The sequence below is a fragment of the Pseudomonadota bacterium genome, from assembly GCA_018823285.1.
Lineage (GTDB): Bacteria > Desulfobacterota > Desulfobulbia > Desulfobulbales > JAGXFP01 > JAHJIQ01.
Genome location: JAHJIQ010000064.1, coordinates 1 through 18,098 on the forward strand (window position 1 = coordinate 1; position 18,098 = coordinate 18,098).

An 18,098-nucleotide genomic window follows, 5' to 3' on the forward strand; every position below is an offset into this window, starting at 1 on the left:
CGCTTCAATGCCCGGGCCAGGAACATCGGCTGGCGGATCGACTATTTCTGCGTGGATGAAAAGAGCCGGAAGCGGGTCAAGAGTTCCTCCATCCGCCCGGAGATCACCGGCTCTGATCATTGCCCGATCGAACTGGTGTGGGAATGAACATGCACCGCGAAAAGCATTCCCCGCAGCTCGAGGTAAGCGACTGCAAAGGAGACTCCGAGTCTCACGCTGTTCGCTATCTGCTGCGGGGTGAGTGAGCGAATCTGATGCAAGCAACCTCCCATACGGAGATTCCCCGTGGCTCGAAGTCTAGTGCTTATCTGCCGCGGGGAGCTTCAATCTTTTTCGGTTTATTATTGCGGCGCATCTTAAAAGACTGGATCAGATAAAGAAAAATGCTTGCAAAGGTCAAAAGCGGATCCCTTTAATTTACGAATGACGCCACTCGACCGAAAGCCTTGCATTCATAGGATTTATGCTATAATGAAATCAATATTAGCGGATGATAGATTTCAGGCAAACGGAAGGAATATCGAATGAAAACTCGTGAAGAAGTAATCGCCCTTCTCACCAAAGCCAAGCCTGAGCTTGAGCAGAAATATATGCTGAAGACCATGGCGCTTTTTGGCTCTTATGCCCGTAACGAGCAAAACGACGACAGTGATGTCGATATCCTGGTAGAAGTCGATCCGGCTATCGGCTTGAACTTCGTTTCACTTGCGGACAAGATTGAAGCATTACTGGAGCTACCGACAGAAATTGTTTCCAGAAGAGCCATTAAACCCCGGGCGTATAAGTACATTGAGCAGGACCTCCTGTATGTCTAAAAGTCCCTCGAAAAAATACCCTGACTCATCCAAAGCAAGTTGTAATGATTACGGGTGAAAACGAGCCGCAAAGGATAAGTTTGATAAAGGCCCGAAACACAGACGTTGACTTTGCCGACCTTATGAGGCGATATTCTAGAGAAATGTTGACTGACAGATCCGAGATGAGTCAAGCAAAGACGCGACCCCTTTTTTCAAGTTAAGCAATTTATTCACAATCGTCTTCGCCTTCCATAAAAAAGCAGCTAACACCAACAGTCGATACTTCTTCGAGTTTGCGCTTCTTTTCGTCAAGACGCCACACCCTTATTACTTGGCCGCTGTTATGCAAGCAGCTTTCCTTGCCAGGTTCAGGCCGCATAAGTCCAACAAACGCCCCCTCACTCCCTGATTTTCTACATGGGAATACGCTGTATCTCTTGTAAGGGTCTTTGCGCCAGGCATGTTTCCCATCCTTCAGGTCATAACTAAGGAGACTCTGTGGAAGGGCACGTGCATCAAGGACTGTTACCGTCATATCTTTGTCGACTTGTTTAAGAACAAATCCGCCCTCATTTGCCGTATACCCATTTTCAATAACGGGAAGCAAAGTAGAGTCTTTACCCCCCTCGACGATGACAATAAATCCACCCAAATCTTGCCAGCCAGAAATATCCCCTTGTTTTTTAAAAGGCTCAACAGGAGGGACCCGCATACCTATAAGGGCCATAATTTCCGACCCCTCCCCCCTCTCAGCATTCCCAGTATGAGGAACAGTCAACAACACTGCAACTGCAAGAAGCAAAAAACTTATTTTCATATAGTTCCAACCTCCAGTAGTTCAAAACAATGGCCTCATAAAAGGCGTCTCTCGCCTTCAAAACTTTCTGCCTACTAAGGAAAAGGGGGCTGCACTTGGCTTGTGTCAAGATTTTCACCTTTTTTCAAACTCGCCCCCCGAGGTAAGGGGTCATCTTTGGGGTCAGGTCTTGAAATGCCACATTTTTGCCAGGCGTAGATACACCGTTTAAATCATCCCTGCCTCGATCCCTTCCGGATAAAGAAGAGGGAAATAATATGCTGCCACCTTGGTCGGGAATGCCAAGCGCACCGGTCCTTTCTCGGAATCGCTTACCAGGAGCGATTTATTCAATAAATCCTTGAGTACCCTCCGTGCTGAACGCTCCGGTTTCCCGGTTATCCTGGCCGCTTCCCCCCTGGGAATTTCTCCCCTCAGGAAGGCTTCTCGCAACAAGAAGAATGATTCCGCTTGCAACTCCCCTAAATGAACCTGGCGGGTCACATAGCCTTCAATGCGTTTCAGCATCCCGTCTAACTCCAGCAAAGCTGTCATGTATTCGATTTGATCTAATGCCATTCGCAGGAAGAAACTGCAAAAAAGTTCCAACCCCTTTTCCGATAGACTCCCCCGGCCATCGTAATCGCCTTGGCGATGGGCGTCCGCTCCGGCAAGTGCCGTCAGATAAGCCTCTCGATTTCGTGCCAGCCCCCTGGTTACGGTCCACAAGCCGTGCCCATCGATGCGCGTCTTGATCAAAGAGGCATGCGTGAACAGGCGGGTCACCCTGCCGTTGCCATCAAAAAAAGGGTGAATCCACGCCAGGCGATGATGTGAGGCCGCAACCGCAATAATCGAATCTGTCGGCTTGAGGCTTTTTCCCCCATAAGCCTCTTTGAACCTGGCCAGGAAATTCTTGAGCGAAGATGCCGCCGGTGCCAGATGGTGGCCGACGGTGACCTCGTTCTCTCTGAGTTGACCAGGCTCGACTCTCTTCTCCCCTTCAGCGGTTTTTATCACCAGGAATTCGGGTGGGAGCCGCTCATAAAATTCCCGGTGAATCCAGCACAGAAAATCAGCCCCCCAGATATCCTGGTCGGGGTCGCCCTCCAGGCGCTGCTCGATCAGCCTCTGCACCTCGACATGGGCGGCACTTTCAACCTGCAGCGCCCTCTTGGCCGGGTCGGTGGAAAAATCCCTGGCCAAGGCCCTCTCTATATCGGCCGGATGGGTATGGTGCCCCTCGATCAGGTTCGAATAGTAGCTGTTCATCGCACGAACCAGGTCGACGATTCCCCGCCTGGTTACCGGGTGCAACCGGGTACTGAGGGCGGACGCCCTTCGCATTACCTCGATTGCCGGATTGATTAACTCACTACTCTTGCCGGAATCCGGGAGCATGGGTTCCATCTGGCTGATCCTGCTATAAAGCAATTCTTCAGGCATGTGCATCTATCCTCGGGCAGACTGGTTTGCTCAAGCCTCGTTCGGTTGGCCGATTGTTTGGCCGATCTTTTGGCCGGTTGCACCTGAATTACCAATACCATTAAGTAATCGTAATATCACCATAATATTGCTGAGCTTGATGTTGCAGGTTGTTTTGTTGGGTCTGCTGCAGCCGTGATTTGGCCGATTTCCGATCTGCCGCAAAAGGTGATGGTGATAATCTTTCTTTTCTTAATCTTTGGGGTCTGGTCTTGAAATGCCACATTTTGTCAACGCGAGGGACGGCAAAGGGGACGTCCATAAAATTATAAATTTCCATGTTGTGCAAGGGGAGCCCCTTCTATGTGGACATATGTCAAGCCCAGGAGAATCTTTGGGGTCAGAGTTTTTAAAAAATACTGCACCTGGTGGAGTTACCGCTTCAATGCCAGAGCCAGGAACATCGGCTGGCGGATCGACTCTTTCTGCGTGGATGAAAAGAGCCGGAAGCGGGTCAGGGGTTCCTCCATCCGCCCGGAGATCACCGGCTCTGATCACTGCCCGATCGAGCTGGTGTGGAAATGAATCAACCTGTGGTCTTGCCTGAGGATCACACCTCGCCCTCGCCGACAGGCTCCTGGCCGGTGTGCACGAAGACAAAACCGGGCGGCTGGTTGTTGATGGTAACCTTGACCGGGTTTTCATTGCGCAGCATATCGATCAGACCGGGCAGGCTCTTCTCCTTGAAGTAGATCGTGGCGCTGTTCAGATCGGCCGCCAGAACCGGGGCCGGCACGGAAGCATTGTCGGCGACAAAATTGACCCGGGCCACATTGTTCTGGTCGCTCCACAATTGCAGAACTCCTGGGCCGCCCTTTCTGGCATCGAATGAATAGTTGTACTTGTTGATCAGATGTATTTTATACGCCACAACCTGCCTCCTCGATTTATTGATTTAAATCAGAGCAATATCCCGGCCGACTGAAAAGAGGGAACCGCATTCTGGCCGAGAACGCCGGAAACCAGATGTGCAAATTCAAGTTCCGTCAATTTTTCACCTTTCACTTTTGCCGCCTCAGCCGTCTGCCGTAACACTTCCGAAACATTCAGCCTGTTCATACCGATCCGGCACAGGTACTTCATGAGCGCATCGGGATGCTCATCCGGAGTGAAAGTAAACCTGCTGCAATATTCCGGCCCGCCGGACAATTCCGAAACCACAAAGGACACATATTTACAGAAAGGCTCCTCGATCCGGTAATTCTCCACCCGACCCTTGAACCAGCAATGCATCGCTTCATGGACAGCGAGAAGCTGATCGCGGATGGATTCTCCTCTCGCCACGGTCATCGGGTTGTCCGGCGTCGCCTTTTCAACCTCAAAGAGGCAGACATGTCCCAGTCCTTCAGGGTCCTGGGTAAAACTTCCTGTATAACCGGGCTGGTATGTTCCGCAGAGACCACCGTCTTCCAGATGGAAGGTCACCGGACAGTACTCAGGCAGAGCATCCGCCTCGCAGAAGTCGATCGTCCGCCGCATCGCCTCCCTGATCCCGCGAGTTTTTGCTGCAAGGATTTCAGACGAGCATGAAGGACCGACGACAACAGAGTCGCAAAGACCGTACGTGTTCAGAAGATCGACCTGGCCATCGTCGGTGATTCTGACCCCCACGGGCCTTTCATTGCGCAGCAGGCCGATGAGCTCGGCAAGCTTCTCCTGCCGGAAATATACCCTGGCGCTGCGCCGGTCGGGAGCGACCTGCGGCGCCGGAACCGCCGCCTGATCGTCGACAAACCGCACATCAAGGACCTTGCCCGGTTCACCCCAGAGCTGCATGCTCCCGATTGCCCCGATTCTGGCATCAAACGCATAATTGTATTCCTTGATCAGTTTGATAATCATGGTGTCACCAGGCTTTTCAGCAGTTCAAGGTTTTCCTTGTCTTCATGCAGGTCGTCGGACTTCGGGGTTTCCAGGGCCATCGGGTGATTCTTGAAACGAGGGTCATTGACCAGATTACGGAAGCCCTCGATCCCGATCTGCCCCTGGCCGATATGGGTATGGCGGTCAATGCGGCTCCCCAGTTCTTTTTGCGCGTCATTCAGGTGAAAAAATTTCAACCGCTCCAGGCCGATCAGCCGGTCGAATTCATCCATGGTCTTCCGGTAGGCTTCCGGGGTGCGGATGTCGTAACCGGCAGCAAAGGTGTGACAGGTATCGTAGCAGACACCGAGTTGGCCGGAAAAGTCGGAGGCGGCAATGATCCCGGCCAGTTCCGCAAAATCGGCGCCGAGATTTGTCCCCTGCCCGGCGGTGGTTTCCAGGAGCACCATCACCTTCCTCCCGGGATCGGCCTGGCTGATCGCCCGGTCAAGATTGCGGGTGAAACGGTCAAGGCCCGGGGCGATTCCTTCCCCGAGATGGGAGCCGGGATGCATTACCAGATATTCAACGCCTAACGCGGCGCATCTTTTCAGTTCATCAGCGAAAGCGGCTATCGATTTTTCGCTGGATTCCGGTTTCGGGGAAGCGAGGTTGATCAGGTAGGAGTCATGCGAGGCGACCGGGATATTGCCTGAAGCAAGTCGTCTTTCCCGGAAGAGGGAAATGTTCACTTCATCGGGCAGCTTCGGGCTCCACTGGCGCTGGTTGGCGGTAAAAATCTGCAACGCTTCGCCGCCGACCTCGGCCAACCGATCGAAGGCGAGGGCCAGGCCGCCGCTTACCGACATGTGGGCGCCGAACAAAGGCATGCTCAGTCCTCAAAATCGGTAAACTGATCGGTGCAGCATTTCTGCATGTTCTCGAGCAGCTGCACCGGGTTGCGGAGGAATTCCTCGGCTTTTTTGCCGGGGTCGAAGAACTCCGGATTGTATGAGGTGATCAGGTTCAGATGTTCCCAGCGGGTCAGGTAATACTGGATCATTTCCGGCAGCATGCTGTAGACCGTGGTCTCGGGATGCGGTTCCCGGTAACTGGACGCGAGCAGCCGTTTGGGCGACAGGACCTGGGTGGTGTAGAAATTCTCCAGGAACATCAGCTCCCCGGGCATTCTGGCTTCGAGTCCCAGACGGCTGAAACCCTTGACCACAATTTCCAGAAAGAGGCGGAAGAAACGGGCCAGAGGGTAGGGAATATAAATTTCCTTCGGGATGTTGAGATCGAGATAGGATTTGATGGTCAGGATGATGTCGGCCAGTTCTACCGGTTCCGGGTCGACAAAATTATAGGTTTTGCCGGAAAACTCCTCACGGTTGCTGAGGATGTAATCGATGAAGGGGGGCAGTTTTTTGGCGTGGGTGTAAGAGTGGCGGACCCCCTTTTTGGTCAGCATCACCAGCATTGACTGGTTCATAATGGAAAAGAACAGCCGGTGAAAGCCCTGGATCTTGTGATCGTGTTTGCCGTAGACCACCCCGAGCCGGATATTGGTGTAATCAAGCCCCTTTGTTTCGTGCATGTGTTTGAGGGTCCGTTCCGCCATCAGTTTGGACTTGGCATAGTTCGACATTTCCGGGGAGAGGGGCAGGGTGTTGTCCTCGTCAAGGTCTTCGCCGTTCGGCATGATAACCGCCGAGCTGAAGTGAATGTATGGAACTCCCAGGGTGAGGGCCGCCCGGGCGAGATTGATCGCCCCCAGATAGTTGACCTCATAGGAAAGCATCGGATCACTGTCGATGGAGGCGATCGCGGTATTGATGATGAAGTCGGGACGATATTTCCTGAAATAGCTTCTGATATCCTCCGGTTCCCGCAAGCTCAGTTTTTTGCTGTTGGGCGAGAGGACGTCGGTGCTTTCGTCCGTTTTGGTCTTGAAATAATGCATCAGGGCGCCGCCGATGAGGCCCGAGCCGCCGATCAGTACCCCGAGGCGTTTTTTCGGATTTGGCTCAGAAGCGTCGTCTTCCATGTCATATCTCTTGTTTCGGCTGTTTGTCTGGTTTTTCGGGCAACCCGGCAATGAAGTCCGGAGATTGTATAGTAATAAATCCCACCACCGATTTAAAGATTTTAAAAGCAACGGCCCGCCGATCAGCCGGTATTTTCACAGAATTCCGGGATCTTGATGTGCTGCGGATTTCGGTGATGACAAGGATTCCGGAGAGAGATCAATGACGAGCAAACCAGTGCGGCAAATTTATCCGGGAGAAGTTTATGGTTGTGACAAAGGGGGTTAAAAAGTGTATTTTTGACCGATCATGAGTGTATACAAACGAAAAGAGCTGCCCGGATTATTCAAAAAAATCGCTTCCGGTGAAACGGACCGGATGTATCTTCTCTTTGGAGAAAGATATCTCTGTCGGCAGGCGGTGGATGAGCTGATCGGCCACATTTTGCCCGATGAAAAGGCCAGACAGGGAGCCCTGACCCTTGTTGAAGGGGATCGGGAGGATCCGGGGAACACCCTGAACCAGATGCGGACTTTCAGTATGTTCGGTGGACGGCGGGTGATCAGGGTGATGGACTCCCGGCTCCTTCATTCAAAAATTGTGGCGAAAGATCTCTGGGACAAAGCCGTAGAGAATTTCAGCAGAAACGACCGGGAGGGCGCATATCGCTATCTTGCCCAGGTTCTTGAGATCGGCAATGTGACCCCGGATGAATTCGACGGGTTGACCGCCGCCGTCTGGAAATCGAGATTTGGCTTTGATCGGCCCCAGGAGGAGATCGGCTGGGCTGTTGAAATCTTGTCCGGGTCGCCGGTGGTGCCGGGCACGAAGACGCCCTCATCATCGGGTAAGGATATCACCGAGCTTTACATGCAGGCTTTCAGCGAGGGGCTTCCTGCAGGGAACATTCTGATTCTGGTCACCGAGGCCGTTGATAAAAGAAAGAAATTCTACAAGTATATTTCCGAACAGGGAACGGTAATCGATCTCTCGGTTGAGACCGGGTCGGGCAAGGCGGCAGCCGATGGCCAGAACGAGGTGCTTCGGGAGATCGTCAACCGGGTGATGGCGGAGAACGGTAAAAGGATAGAGCCGAAAACCCTGGAACTGCTGCTGGAAAGGGTTGGCTTTCATCCGGTCGCCGCTGCCCTTGAGAGTGAAAAGCTTGTTCTTTATGCAGGTGACCGCAACATTGTGGGCCTGGAGGATCTGAATGCGGTTGTCGGCCGGACACGAGAGGAAGCGATCTATGAGCTGGCGGAGGTGTTTTCCGATCGTAATCTGGGCCGGACCCTTCTCATTTCCGAAAGATTGCAGGAAAACGGGGTGCACCCGCTGGCGATCATCGCTTCGCTGCGCAATCACCTGAAAAAAATGATGCTGGTCAGATCAATGCAGGAACTGGACAATCCCGGCTATAAGCCCGGCATGTCTTTTCCGGCCTTCAAGGACGGCTATCTCGACCGGCTGAAAAAGAGCAGGGTTGAATGGCCCAAAGAGCTGTCCGGTCACCCGTACGGCCTGTACATGACCTTTAAAAAAGCTGAAAAATTCTCTCTTGCCCTGTTGACGAGGTCGATGTCGGTTCTTCTTGATGCGGAATACAATCTCAAAGGTTCCGGGCTAACGGGGAAAATCGTTCTGGAAAACATGTTTTTCCGCCTCATGGATGACAGGTTCCCGGCATGATGATTATGTTTTTCGGCGAGGTTTGCATTTTCCCTCCCTGCGCTTAACAAGAAACAGGGGGGGGCAAATGTCCAGGAGTGATAAATTGGCTTTACGGCTGCTTAAAAATTCTGATGAGAAGAGTGATCTCGTGCGATGAGTTCTGTTTCCCGTGACAATGAAGGTCTGGTGTTGACCGACCTCAGGCAGAAGGTTGAAGAACCTCCCCTGTACAAGGTGCTGCTGCATAATGATGATTATACCACCATGGACTTCGTGGTCATGGTCCTGGAAGTGGTGTTTCATAAAAACCTTCAGGAGGCGACCAGGATCATGCTGAATGTCCACAAGGAGGGGGTCGGTATTGCCGGGGTGTATTCCCGGGACGTTGCGGAAACAAAGATTGCCCTCGTTCATGACATGGCGCGGCATAATGATTACCCTTTAAAATCATCCATGGAAAAAGCGTAAAGCAACTGAAATAACGACAGCCACCACCGGGAAAGCGGAATCATGACCATTCCGTCAACTCGGGTTACAGGAAAAAACGACGATGATAAGCCACAAACTTGAAATGGCCCTGGTCATGGCGATCAGGGAGGCAAAGACCAGAAAGCATGAGCATGTGACGGTTGAACATATTCTCTACGCCCTGCTGCACGATGATCTGGCCCTGGAAATTGTCCGGGGCTGCGGTGGGGATCCCGAGAACCTGAAACACAAGCTTGAAAGCTTTTTTTCATCAAAACTGACCAGCATTGACGACAACCTGGCTGCAGAGCCGGTGCAGACCATCGGCTTTAACCGCGTGCTGCAGCGGGCCATCTCCCATGTCCAGAGTTGCGGGAAAAAAGAAGTTGAATCCTCGGATGTTCTGGTCGCCATTTTTGCCGAGCAGGAATCCTATGCGGTCTATTTTCTGAAGTCTGAAGGTTTGCGAAGGCTCCGGATCGTCGAGTATATCTCAACCGAACACCCTTCTCCGGGTGTTGACCACGAAGAGCGGAAAGAGGAGAAAGGTGACCCTAAAACCAGCACCGACCTTGAGAAATATACGGTTGATTTTACCGAACTTGCCAAACAGGGCAAGATCGACCCTCTGATCGGCAGGACCAGGGAACTGGAGAGGATCATGCAGATTCTCTGCCGGAGAAGGAAGAACAATCCACTGCTGGTGGGAGAGCCGGGAGTCGGTAAAACCGCCATCGCGGAAGGGCTTGCTCTTGCCGTCTATGAGGCAAAGGTTCCCGACCTGCTGAAGGATGTCGAGATCCGGCTGCTTGACCTGGGCGGGTTGATGTCGGGCACAAAATACCGGGGTGATTTTGAACAGCGGATGAAGGGGGTGATCAACGCGGTTGAGGAGAACCCAAAGATCATTCTTTTTATTGACGAGATCCACACCATCGTTGGGGCCGGATCGACAAGCGGCAGCAGTATGGACGCCTCAAACCTGCTCAAGCCGGCCCTGCAATCGGGAACCTTGCGTTGCATCGGGTCGACCACCTATGAAGAGTTCAAAAATCATATCGAGAAAGACCGGGCCCTGGCCCGACGCTTTCAGAAAATTGATGTGGAGGAGCCCTCCGAGAGTGAGACGTTCGCCATCCTGAAGGGTTTGAAATCAAGATATGAGGAGCACCACGGGATTCGTTATTCCACTACCGCCCTGAAGGCTACTTCGGAACTGGCGGCCCGTTATATCACCGACCGCTTCCTTCCCGACAAGGCGATCGACGTGATGGACGAGGTGGGCGCCTCTTTCCGGCTGGCGATCCCGCCCCGGAAAAACGGGGTGGTGACGGTCAGGGATGTTGAAGCGGTGGTTTCAAGGATGGCGAGGGTTCCGGCCAGGCGAACCAGCGGTTCGGATCTGACCCATCTGCGGGATCTTGAGGATTCCCTGAAGGGGGTGATCTTCGGTCAGAATCAGGCGATCGATGCGCTGGTCACTGCGGTCAAGCGGTCCAGAGCGGGACTCAAACAGGTCGACAAACCAACGGGATCATTTCTTTTTGCCGGACCTACCGGGGTCGGCAAGACGGAAGTGGCCCGGCAGCTCGCGGCATCCCTCTCCGTTCATTTCGAGCGATTCGACATGAGCGAGTACATGGAAAAACATGCGGTGGCGCGGCTGATCGGCGCCCCTCCCGGATATGTGGGGTTTGACCAGGGCGGGCTTCTTACCGAGGCTGTCCGCAAGCACCCTTACAGCGTTCTGCTCCTTGACGAAATTGAAAAGGCCCATCCGGATATATTCGGCATCCTGCTGCAGATCATGGACCATTCGAGCCTGACCGACAATACAGGTCGACGGGCTGATTTCAGAAATGTAATCCTGATCATGACCACCAACGCCGGAGCCCGGGAGATGAGTGCGCGGGCGATCGGATTCACAACCGACGGCAGGGGTCGGGAGCAGAAAGCCATTAAAGGGATGTTTTCTCCCGAATTCAGAAACCGGCTTGACGACATCATCACCTTCAATCAGCTTGACAAGAGCGTGATGAAACTGATAGTTGATAAAATGATTTCAGAGCTTCAAGGTCAGTTGAGTGAGAAAAAAGTTGGTATTGAGCTGACCGGTTCAGCCAGAGACTGGCTGGCGGAGAAGGGTTTTGATCCTGAATTCGGAGCCCGACCGTTACGCCGCCTGATCATGCAGAAGATTGGCGATGTCCTTTCCGACCAGATACTTTTTGGCGAATTGAGCAGCGGCGGGATTGCCAGGGTTGGCCTGAAAGGAAATAGTCTCAGCTTTTCCTATGGTCGGTGAAGAGTTGGCGGAGTTTGGATGAGTAACGTGTTCTCTGTGGCTTGACAGTGCCGCTCCGTTGCGCGGGTGACGATGTGTCGTTCCTCGCGGTCCGGGAGTCCATGTCAGCCGCCGGGAACTTTAAATTTTCAGGGGGGGAGAAATGGTCCGATTCATGTTTTCAAGGCAACGGGTGTCATGTTTGCTTGTCGTGCTTCTGTTCAGTGTTTTTGCCTGCAGCGGCGATAATAAAAAAGCTGATGAGAAGGGTGCTGATCCGGCTTCTGTTTCCGGAAAACTTGCTTCCGGCCAGGCGGAGAATGAGACGCCTCCCCTTCCCCCCGGCGTTTTCACAATCAAGGGAAAGGTGTTGGAGGTTGCTGATGGTGGCCCTTTTACCTTTATTCTGGTTGATCGGGGAGACAAGCAAACCTGGGCGACTGTGCCGCCGGTTGATGTCGCTGTTGGAGAAGAGGTTACCCTCAGGTTGGCGACAATCTATCAGAATTTTTACAGCAAGGCACTCGACCGGAAATTTGATGAACTGATTTTCTCTTCCGGGATTGAGGGGAAAGAGATCAAGATGGCGACCAAACGGCAGGGGAATATCGGCGGCGCGGAAAATGTGATGAACCGCCGTTCCATGCGCCTTCACGCCGCTGCGGCGGCAACCAAGGCCATTGGGGAGAAAAAGTAAATTACATCAGATTCGCTCACTCACCCCGCAGCAGATAGCGAACAGCGTGAGACTCGGAGTCTCCTTGCAGTCGCTTACCTCGAGCTGCGGGGAATGCGTTTCGTTCTGCATGTTCAATGGGTTCGGGTCGGCTACGGTAATGAAGATAGCGGTCATTGGTCCGGGGGCTCTCGGCTGTCTGCTGGCGGCCTCTCTTGGGGCGGCAAATGAAATCTGGCTCCTGGATCGTGATCCGGAAAGAGCCAGGCAGATCGGCAACCAAGGAATCATTCTTGACGAGAATGGAAAACGCCTGAATGTCAGGGTGAATGTATCTGCAAACAGTTCAAATGTTCCGGAAGTTGATCTTGTTCTGCTCTGCGTGAAATCTGCAAGCGTCTCATCAGCCATAAATGCCTGGATGTCTGTTGTTACCAAAGGTCGTCCGTTACTGATCGCCCTGCAGAACGGGATCGCTCATCTTGACATCCTGCCGGTTGCGATGCCCGGCAGATGGGCGCTTGGGGTTACCGCCCAGGGTGCGACTCTGGCCGGCCCGGGGGTGGTGATGCATCGTGGCAATGGGCCGACCAGAATCGGTTTCCCATCAGGCGTGACAATTTCCGAAGAGGAGAGAATCCAGCTGCAGAGGGCGGCAGCGGTCCTTTCGGCAAGCGGTATTGCGACGGAAACGACTGATGATATCCTGGTCCATGTCTGGAACAAGCTTTTAATTAATGTCGGGATCAACGCCCTGACCGCGATTCATGATTGTCCCAACGGCCGGTTGCTTGACTCTCCTGGAATTCTCAAGACCATGCAGGACGCAGTGCTTGAGGGGGCGGCGGTTGCGGAGGCGCTCGGTATCCGGATCGACCGCAATCCCGTTGCCAGGACCATTGAAGTCTGTCGGGCAACAGCCGCCAATGTTTCCTCCATGCTTCAGGATGTCCGGAGAAGAAGAAAGACCGAAATTGAGGCGATCAACGGGGCGGTGGTCACGAAAGGGGTTAAAACGGGGGTTGCCGTTCCGGTCAATGAAGAGCTGGTCCGCAAGGTGAAGGGAATTGAAGGCGGATTTCACTGATTTTGCTTGACAAAAGCCTATTATATATAGGAAGATACGCCCCTTTTTCCAGGCCAATCACATTCATAGGCACCAATTTCATATAAAGGAGACGTAATGAGCACCTATCACTTTACTTCCGAGTCTGTTTCCGAAGGGCACCCTGACAAGGTTGCGGATCAGATTTCAGACGCTGTCCTTGATTCCATTCTCGCCCAGGACAAAAGGGCCAGGGTGGCCTGCGAGACTCTGGTGACAACCGGGATGGTGGTCATTGCCGGAGAAATCACGACCAGCGCCTGGGTTGATATGCCGCAGATCGTCAGGAACACCGTGCAGGAGATCGGCTACAATTCCTCTGACATGGGGTTTGATTCGCAATCATGCGCTGTTCTGACCAGCATCGACAAGCAATCCGCCGATATCGCGGTTGGGGTTGATGAAGGTACCGGGCTCGATCTGGACCAGGGGGCCGGTGATCAGGGACTGATGTTCGGGTACGCCTGTGATCAGACGAGGGTCCTGATGCCGATGCCGATTACCTATGCCCACCGGCTGGTTAAAAAACAGTCGGAAGTCCGCAAGGCGGGCCGGTTGCCATGGCTGCGCCCAGACGCCAAGAGCCAGGTCACCATCGAATATGTGGACCGGAAGCCTTCGCGGATTGAGGCTGTAGTTCTTTCCACCCAGCACTCACCGGATGTTTCTTATGATGATTTAAAGGAAGGAGTGATGGAGGAGATCATCAAACCGATCCTGCCTTCCGCGATGATTGATGCCAATACCAAATTTTTTATCAATCCCACCGGCCGTTTTGTTATCGGCGGACCGGTCGGCGACTGCGGGGTGACCGGGAGAAAGATCATTGTCGACACTTATGGCGGCATGGGTTCTCACGGCGGCGGCGCTTTCTCAGGCAAGGATCCGTCCAAGGTTGATCGCTCTTCATCCTATATGGGTCGGTATGTGGCCAAGAATATCGTGGCTGCCGGGCTCGCTTCCGAGGTTGAAGTCCAGGTGGCCTACGCTATCGGGATCTCAAAGCCGGTCTCAGTGAATGTCAATTCCTTCGGCACCGGCAAACTGAGCGATGAAAAGATCACCAAACTGATCCTGGAACATTTCGATTTGCGACCGAAAGCGATTATCCAGCAACTTGATCTGTTAAGGCCTATCTACCTTAAAACGGCGGCGTATGGCCATTTTGGTCGTGAGGATAGTGATTTTACCTGGGAAAGAACGGATCGGGCCGAAGAGTTGAAAGACGCGGCCGGGTTATAATAGGGAGAGTGAAGAAGATGACCAATAAAGTGATTGAGAACAATGATTATAAAGTTGCCGATCTGGGCCTGGCCGACTGGGGCAGGCGGGAAGTGGCGATTGCCGAAACCGAAATGCCCGGCCTGATGGCTACCCGGGAGGAATATGCCGGCAAGAAACCTCTTGCCGGGGCCAGAATAGCCGGTTGTCTGCACATGACCATCCAGACTGCGGTCTTGATGGAGACTCTGGTCGAGCTTGGCGCCGAGGTCCGCTGGTCGTCCTGCAATATTTTTTCCACCCAGGACCATGCGGCGTCAGCCATGGTTGCTGCCGGCATTCCTACCTTTGCCTGGAAAGGAGAAAATGAAGAGGAGTTCTGGTGGTGTATCAAGCAGACCATTTTCGGACCTGATGGCTGGAAACCGAACATGATCCTGGATGATGGCGGTGACCTGACCCAGATCATGCATGAAAAGTACCCGGAGCTGATGAAAGATGTCAAAGGCATCAGCGAAGAAACCACCACCGGCGTGCATCGGTTGAACGAAATGATGGCGGACGGGTCGTTGATGGCCCCTGCCTTCAATGTCAATGACTCGGTCACCAAGTCAAAATTCGACAATCTGTATGGCTGTCGGGAGTCCCTGCTGGACGGCATCAAGCGGGCCACCGATGTGATGATCGCCGGCAAGGTAGCGGTGGTCTGCGGCTATGGTGATGTGGGCAAGGGTTGTGCCCAGGCCTTCCGCGGCATGGGCGCCCAGGTGATTGTCACCGAGATTGACCCGATCTGTGCCCTGCAGGCCGCCATGGAGGGATACCGGGTCATGACCATGGATCAGGCCGCGCCTCTTGGCAATATCTTTGTCACCTGCACCGGGAACCTGCGGGTCATTGACCGCTCGCATATGGACCGGATGCAGGACCAGTCGATCGTCTGCAATATCGGTCATTTTGACAGCGAAATCGATATTGCCGCCATTCGCGAATTGAAATGGGAGAATATCAAACCCCAGGTTGACCACGTGATCTTCCCCGACGGCAAAAAGATTATCGTTCTCGCCGAGGGCCGGCTGGTGAATCTCGGCTGTGCCACGGGGCACCCGAGTTTCGTAATGAGCAACTCCTTCACCAATCAGGTGATGGCCCAGATTGAGCTCTGGCAGAATTCCGACAAATACGAGAACAAGGTCTATTTTCTGCCGAAGTCTCTCGATGAGAAGGTTGCCAGACTTCACCTGAGTAAAATCGGCGCCACGCTCACCACCCTGACCCAGAAACAGGCTGCCTATATCGGTGTGCCGGTTGATGGGCCGTACAAGCCGGAATATTATCGCTATTAGAAACTTTGTAATTTTCAGTCATCGTTTTAAAAGAGGCCTGTACGGGCCTCTTTTTTTTTTCGTCAGCTTCAGATAAAAATCATGTCAGAAGGCCCTTTATTCTATTGCTTTTCAGGATTAGAGTACTGGAAAAATGTGGGGTGTACTCTTGTTCGCCAATTTTGTTCCGAGGTATTTGCCATGAAAAAAACCCTGGTTATTTTTGCCCATCCCGATGTGGAACACGGATCTATTGCCAACCGGATCATCCTGTCGCATCTTTCGAAAATGGCTGGAGTCGAGATTCGGGACCTGCACAAGATGTATCCGGATTTCAAAATTGACCGGCAAAAGGAACAGAAGGCGCTGCTGGGTGCCGACCTGATTATTTTTCAGTTCCCTTTCTACTGGTACAGTACGCCGGGGATTTTGAAACAGTGGCAGGATGAGGTGCTGACCTATGGATTTGCCTATGGATCTGCCGGGAACAAGCTCGACTGCAAGGAGTTTGTTGTCTCAACCACCATCGGCGGCCCTGCGGAATCCTACTGCAGTGAGGGCTTCAACAATTTTACCGTCGATGAACTGCTGAAACCGCTGGAGCAGATGGCAAATCTCGCGGGGATGAAATTCAACCGACCGATCATTTCCCATAACATGATTTACATCCCGGATGTTTACAACAAGGCCGATGAGGTCGCGGCAAGGGCCGAGGAACACGCAAAAAAACTGGTTGCCTTCATTGAAGAGAAGTCCTGTTGATCTGCGGCCGGGAGTTCATTCCGGCAAGCCTCCTGGAGAGGCAAGTTCAATATCTCCCGAGAGAATTTCGTAGACAGTTCCCTGCTGATCCCTGACCCTGAGAAGGCCATCCTGGTCGGGACCCAGCGAAACGCCTCTGACCGTGGTACCATTCCGGGAGACCCAGACAAGTTCCCGATTTCTGGTGCCATCGTGCAGATTCCATTCGGCAAGGATTCCTGAAAATCCCTCCTTTTCAAGACGGGAAACCACTTGGATAATTTCTTCGGCGACTTCTTTGAGGAGCGATCCGCGGCAGATTTCTCTGCCGCTGAAAATGCTGAGGGAGGTCGCTTTTTCCTGCAGATCGTTCGGAAACTGAGTGGGTTTGGTGTTGATATTCATGCCGATCCCGAGGATCACCACCGGCTTGTTCTCTCCTGCCATGGCCTCGGTTTCGGTAAGGATTCCGGCGAATTTTTTCCCCCCAATAAGCAGGTCGTTCGGCCATTTGATCACTGGTTTCAGGCCGGTGACGGTGGAAACCCCACGGCAGACGGCAAGTCCCGCGGCCAGGGTGATTTTGGCGAGGTCCGCCGGATCAAGCTCCGGGCGCAGAATCATCGAAAAATAGAGGCCGGTGCCGGGCGGAGAAAGCCATTTCCGGCCAAGTCTGCCACGTCCCATACTCTGGGTTTCAGCGAGGATGATCGAGTTGGTTTCGGCCCCCCGGCGAGCAGCTTCCAGGGCCAGGGTGTTGGTTGAGGTTGTCTCGTTGAGCATGGTGACCGGCAGCGTGCCAAGACGGCCTGTTGCCTTCATTTCCTGCCACAGGGGATCGACCGGGTTCATGGTTTTTCGCCAATGGTCAAAGCATCCGCCCAGCCACCGGCAAGATAGTCCCGGGCTCCGTAGTTGGTCCGGTCGAGGTGGAGCGGGGTGATGGAGACATGTCCGGCCTGCACGGTTCCGGTGTCGGTGCTTTCGCCGTCATCCCAGGATGGGGTTCCTCCTCCGATCCAGTAATATGGGCGGCCCCAGGGATCACTGATTTCCTGAATCGCTCCGTCATAACTGCGCCTGCCCTGCCGAGTAAAAGCTATCCCGGTAGTTCCTGCGACGGGGTTTTCCGGGACATTGACATTGAGCAGGGTGTCCGGCGGCAGTCCGAGGTTCAAGATATTTCTGGCAATCCGGCCGGCGAGAGCTGCGGCAAAAGCATAGTCGAATGGGGCGTCTCCGGCCTGGGAAACCGCAAAGGAAGGGATTCCCACCATCGTGGCCTCGATGGCGGCGGAAACGGTTCCGGAATAGCTGATATCGTCACCGAGATTCGGGCCCGGGTTTATCCCGGATACCACCAGGGCCGGCTTTTCGGCGAGCACCTTGCCGGTTCCGATAATGATGCAATCGGTGGGGGTCCCGTCAATGCTGTAAATATCAGCCTCAAGTTCCCGGACTCTTAATGGACGCTGCATGGTGAGAGAATGGCTGGCCGCACTGCTGTCCCGGTCGGGGGCGATGATTACCGTGCGGCTGATTTTCCGCATTTCGTCAGCCAGGGCAAGAAGACCCGGAGCGTTGACGCCGTCGTCATTGGTGACAAGGATAAGAGGTGGGTTGCGCATAAGCGGGTCTCGTAATAATAAATATTTCAGTCGGTATTGCGGGCGAGCTTGCAATAGTATCCCGTTTTCTT

At 53.4% G+C, this 18,098-nt stretch carries 18 protein-coding genes; 10 read left to right on the forward strand and 8 right to left on the reverse strand.

Annotated features, from left to right (window positions below):
* Positions 1 to 524: 524 nt before the first annotated feature.
* Positions 525 to 815, forward strand: a complete 291-nt coding sequence (locus KKG35_14210) for a nucleotidyltransferase family protein (protein ID MBU1739280.1) — start codon at positions 525 to 527, stop codon at positions 813 to 815.
* A 208-nt stretch (positions 816 to 1,023) separates the two neighbouring features.
* On the opposite strand, the gene KKG35_14215 is transcribed toward KKG35_14210, so the two are convergent.
* Together KKG35_14215 and KKG35_14220 are read right to left on the reverse strand one after the other, a co-directional pair.
* Positions 1,024 to 1,614, reverse strand: a complete 591-nt coding sequence (locus tag KKG35_14215; GenBank protein ID MBU1739281.1) for a hypothetical protein — start codon at positions 1,612 to 1,614, stop codon at positions 1,024 to 1,026.
* A gap of 207 nt (positions 1,615 to 1,821) precedes the next feature.
* Positions 1,822 to 3,039 (reverse strand): Fic family protein, encoded by a 1,218-nt coding sequence (locus tag KKG35_14220; GenBank protein MBU1739282.1) that lies wholly within the window; start codon positions 3,037 to 3,039, stop codon positions 1,822 to 1,824.
* Positions 3,040 to 3,381: 342 nt separating this feature from the next.
* Between KKG35_14220 and KKG35_14225 the strand changes: the two genes are divergently transcribed.
* Positions 3,382 to 3,603 carry a hypothetical protein gene (locus KKG35_14225; GenBank protein MBU1739283.1) on the forward strand — a complete coding sequence of 74 codons (222 nt, stop codon included), beginning with the start codon at positions 3,382 to 3,384 and terminating at the stop codon, positions 3,601 to 3,603.
* 25 nt (positions 3,604 to 3,628) lie between these two features.
* On the opposite strand, the gene KKG35_14230 is transcribed toward KKG35_14225, so the two are convergent.
* The 4 genes from KKG35_14230 to KKG35_14245 are packed head-to-tail and all read right to left on the reverse strand — an operon-like array spanning position 3,629 to position 6,928.
* Complete coding sequence (locus KKG35_14230; GenBank protein ID MBU1739284.1) at positions 3,629 to 3,949, reverse strand: hypothetical protein; 321 nt, start codon at positions 3,947 to 3,949, stop codon at positions 3,629 to 3,631.
* A 29-nt stretch (positions 3,950 to 3,978) separates the two neighbouring features.
* Positions 3,979 to 4,920, reverse strand: coding sequence for a hypothetical protein (locus KKG35_14235; protein MBU1739285.1), 942 nt, complete (start codon positions 4,918 to 4,920; stop codon positions 3,979 to 3,981).
* A complete protein-coding gene (locus KKG35_14240) occupies positions 4,917 to 5,771 on the reverse strand; it encodes a deoxyribonuclease IV (GenBank protein ID MBU1739286.1) in 855 nt (284 codons plus the stop codon). The genes KKG35_14235 and KKG35_14240 overlap by 4 nt, the downstream gene beginning before the upstream one ends.
* Before the next feature lie 2 nt (positions 5,772 to 5,773).
* Entirely contained in the window at positions 5,774 to 6,928 is a 1,155-nt protein-coding gene (locus tag KKG35_14245; GenBank protein MBU1739287.1) for an SDR family oxidoreductase, read from the reverse strand.
* A gap of 289 nt (positions 6,929 to 7,217) precedes the next feature.
* Here KKG35_14245 and KKG35_14250 point away from each other — a divergent pair, with 289 nt between their 5' ends.
* The 8 genes from KKG35_14250 to KKG35_14285 all read left to right on the forward strand — a co-directional run bounded on the left by KKG35_14250 (position 7,218) and on the right by KKG35_14285 (position 16,420).
* Entirely contained in the window at positions 7,218 to 8,597 is a 1,380-nt protein-coding gene (locus KKG35_14250) for a DNA polymerase III subunit delta (protein ID MBU1739288.1), read from the forward strand.
* 135 nt (positions 8,598 to 8,732) lie between these two features.
* On the forward strand, positions 8,733 to 9,047 hold the full coding sequence (gene clpS, locus KKG35_14255; protein MBU1739289.1) for an ATP-dependent Clp protease adapter ClpS: 315 nt from the start codon (positions 8,733 to 8,735) through the stop codon (positions 9,045 to 9,047).
* An 82-nt stretch (positions 9,048 to 9,129) separates the two neighbouring features.
* On the forward strand, positions 9,130 to 11,352 hold the full coding sequence (gene clpA / locus KKG35_14260; GenBank protein MBU1739290.1) for an ATP-dependent Clp protease ATP-binding subunit ClpA: 2,223 nt from the start codon (positions 9,130 to 9,132) through the stop codon (positions 11,350 to 11,352).
* Positions 11,353 to 11,494: 142 nt separating this feature from the next.
* Positions 11,495 to 12,028 carry a hypothetical protein gene (locus tag KKG35_14265; GenBank protein ID MBU1739291.1) on the forward strand — a complete coding sequence of 178 codons (534 nt, stop codon included), beginning with the start codon at positions 11,495 to 11,497 and terminating at the stop codon, positions 12,026 to 12,028.
* Positions 12,029 to 12,167: 139 nt separating this feature from the next.
* Complete coding sequence (locus KKG35_14270; GenBank protein MBU1739292.1) at positions 12,168 to 13,094, forward strand: 2-dehydropantoate 2-reductase; 927 nt, start codon at positions 12,168 to 12,170, stop codon at positions 13,092 to 13,094.
* A gap of 96 nt (positions 13,095 to 13,190) precedes the next feature.
* Positions 13,191 to 14,354, forward strand: a complete 1,164-nt coding sequence (gene metK / locus KKG35_14275) for a methionine adenosyltransferase (GenBank protein ID MBU1739293.1) — start codon at positions 13,191 to 13,193, stop codon at positions 14,352 to 14,354.
* Between the two features lie 17 nt (positions 14,355 to 14,371).
* Positions 14,372 to 15,679 (forward strand): adenosylhomocysteinase, encoded by a 1,308-nt coding sequence (gene ahcY / locus KKG35_14280; GenBank protein ID MBU1739294.1) that lies wholly within the window; start codon positions 14,372 to 14,374, stop codon positions 15,677 to 15,679.
* Between the two features lie 180 nt (positions 15,680 to 15,859).
* Positions 15,860 to 16,420 carry an NAD(P)H-dependent oxidoreductase gene (locus KKG35_14285; GenBank protein ID MBU1739295.1) on the forward strand — a complete coding sequence of 187 codons (561 nt, stop codon included), beginning with the start codon at positions 15,860 to 15,862 and terminating at the stop codon, positions 16,418 to 16,420.
* A 15-nt stretch (positions 16,421 to 16,435) separates the two neighbouring features.
* Here KKG35_14285 and KKG35_14290 read toward each other — a convergent pair whose 3' ends face one another.
* Together KKG35_14290 and surE are read right to left on the reverse strand one after the other, a co-directional pair.
* Positions 16,436 to 17,251 carry a biotin--[acetyl-CoA-carboxylase] ligase gene (locus KKG35_14290; GenBank protein ID MBU1739296.1) on the reverse strand — a complete coding sequence of 272 codons (816 nt, stop codon included), beginning with the start codon at positions 17,249 to 17,251 and terminating at the stop codon, positions 16,436 to 16,438.
* A complete protein-coding gene (gene surE, locus KKG35_14295) occupies positions 17,248 to 18,027 on the reverse strand; it encodes a 5'/3'-nucleotidase SurE (GenBank protein MBU1739297.1) in 780 nt (259 codons plus the stop codon). The genes KKG35_14290 and surE overlap by 4 nt, the downstream gene beginning before the upstream one ends.
* Positions 18,028 to 18,098 lie beyond the last annotated feature (71 nt).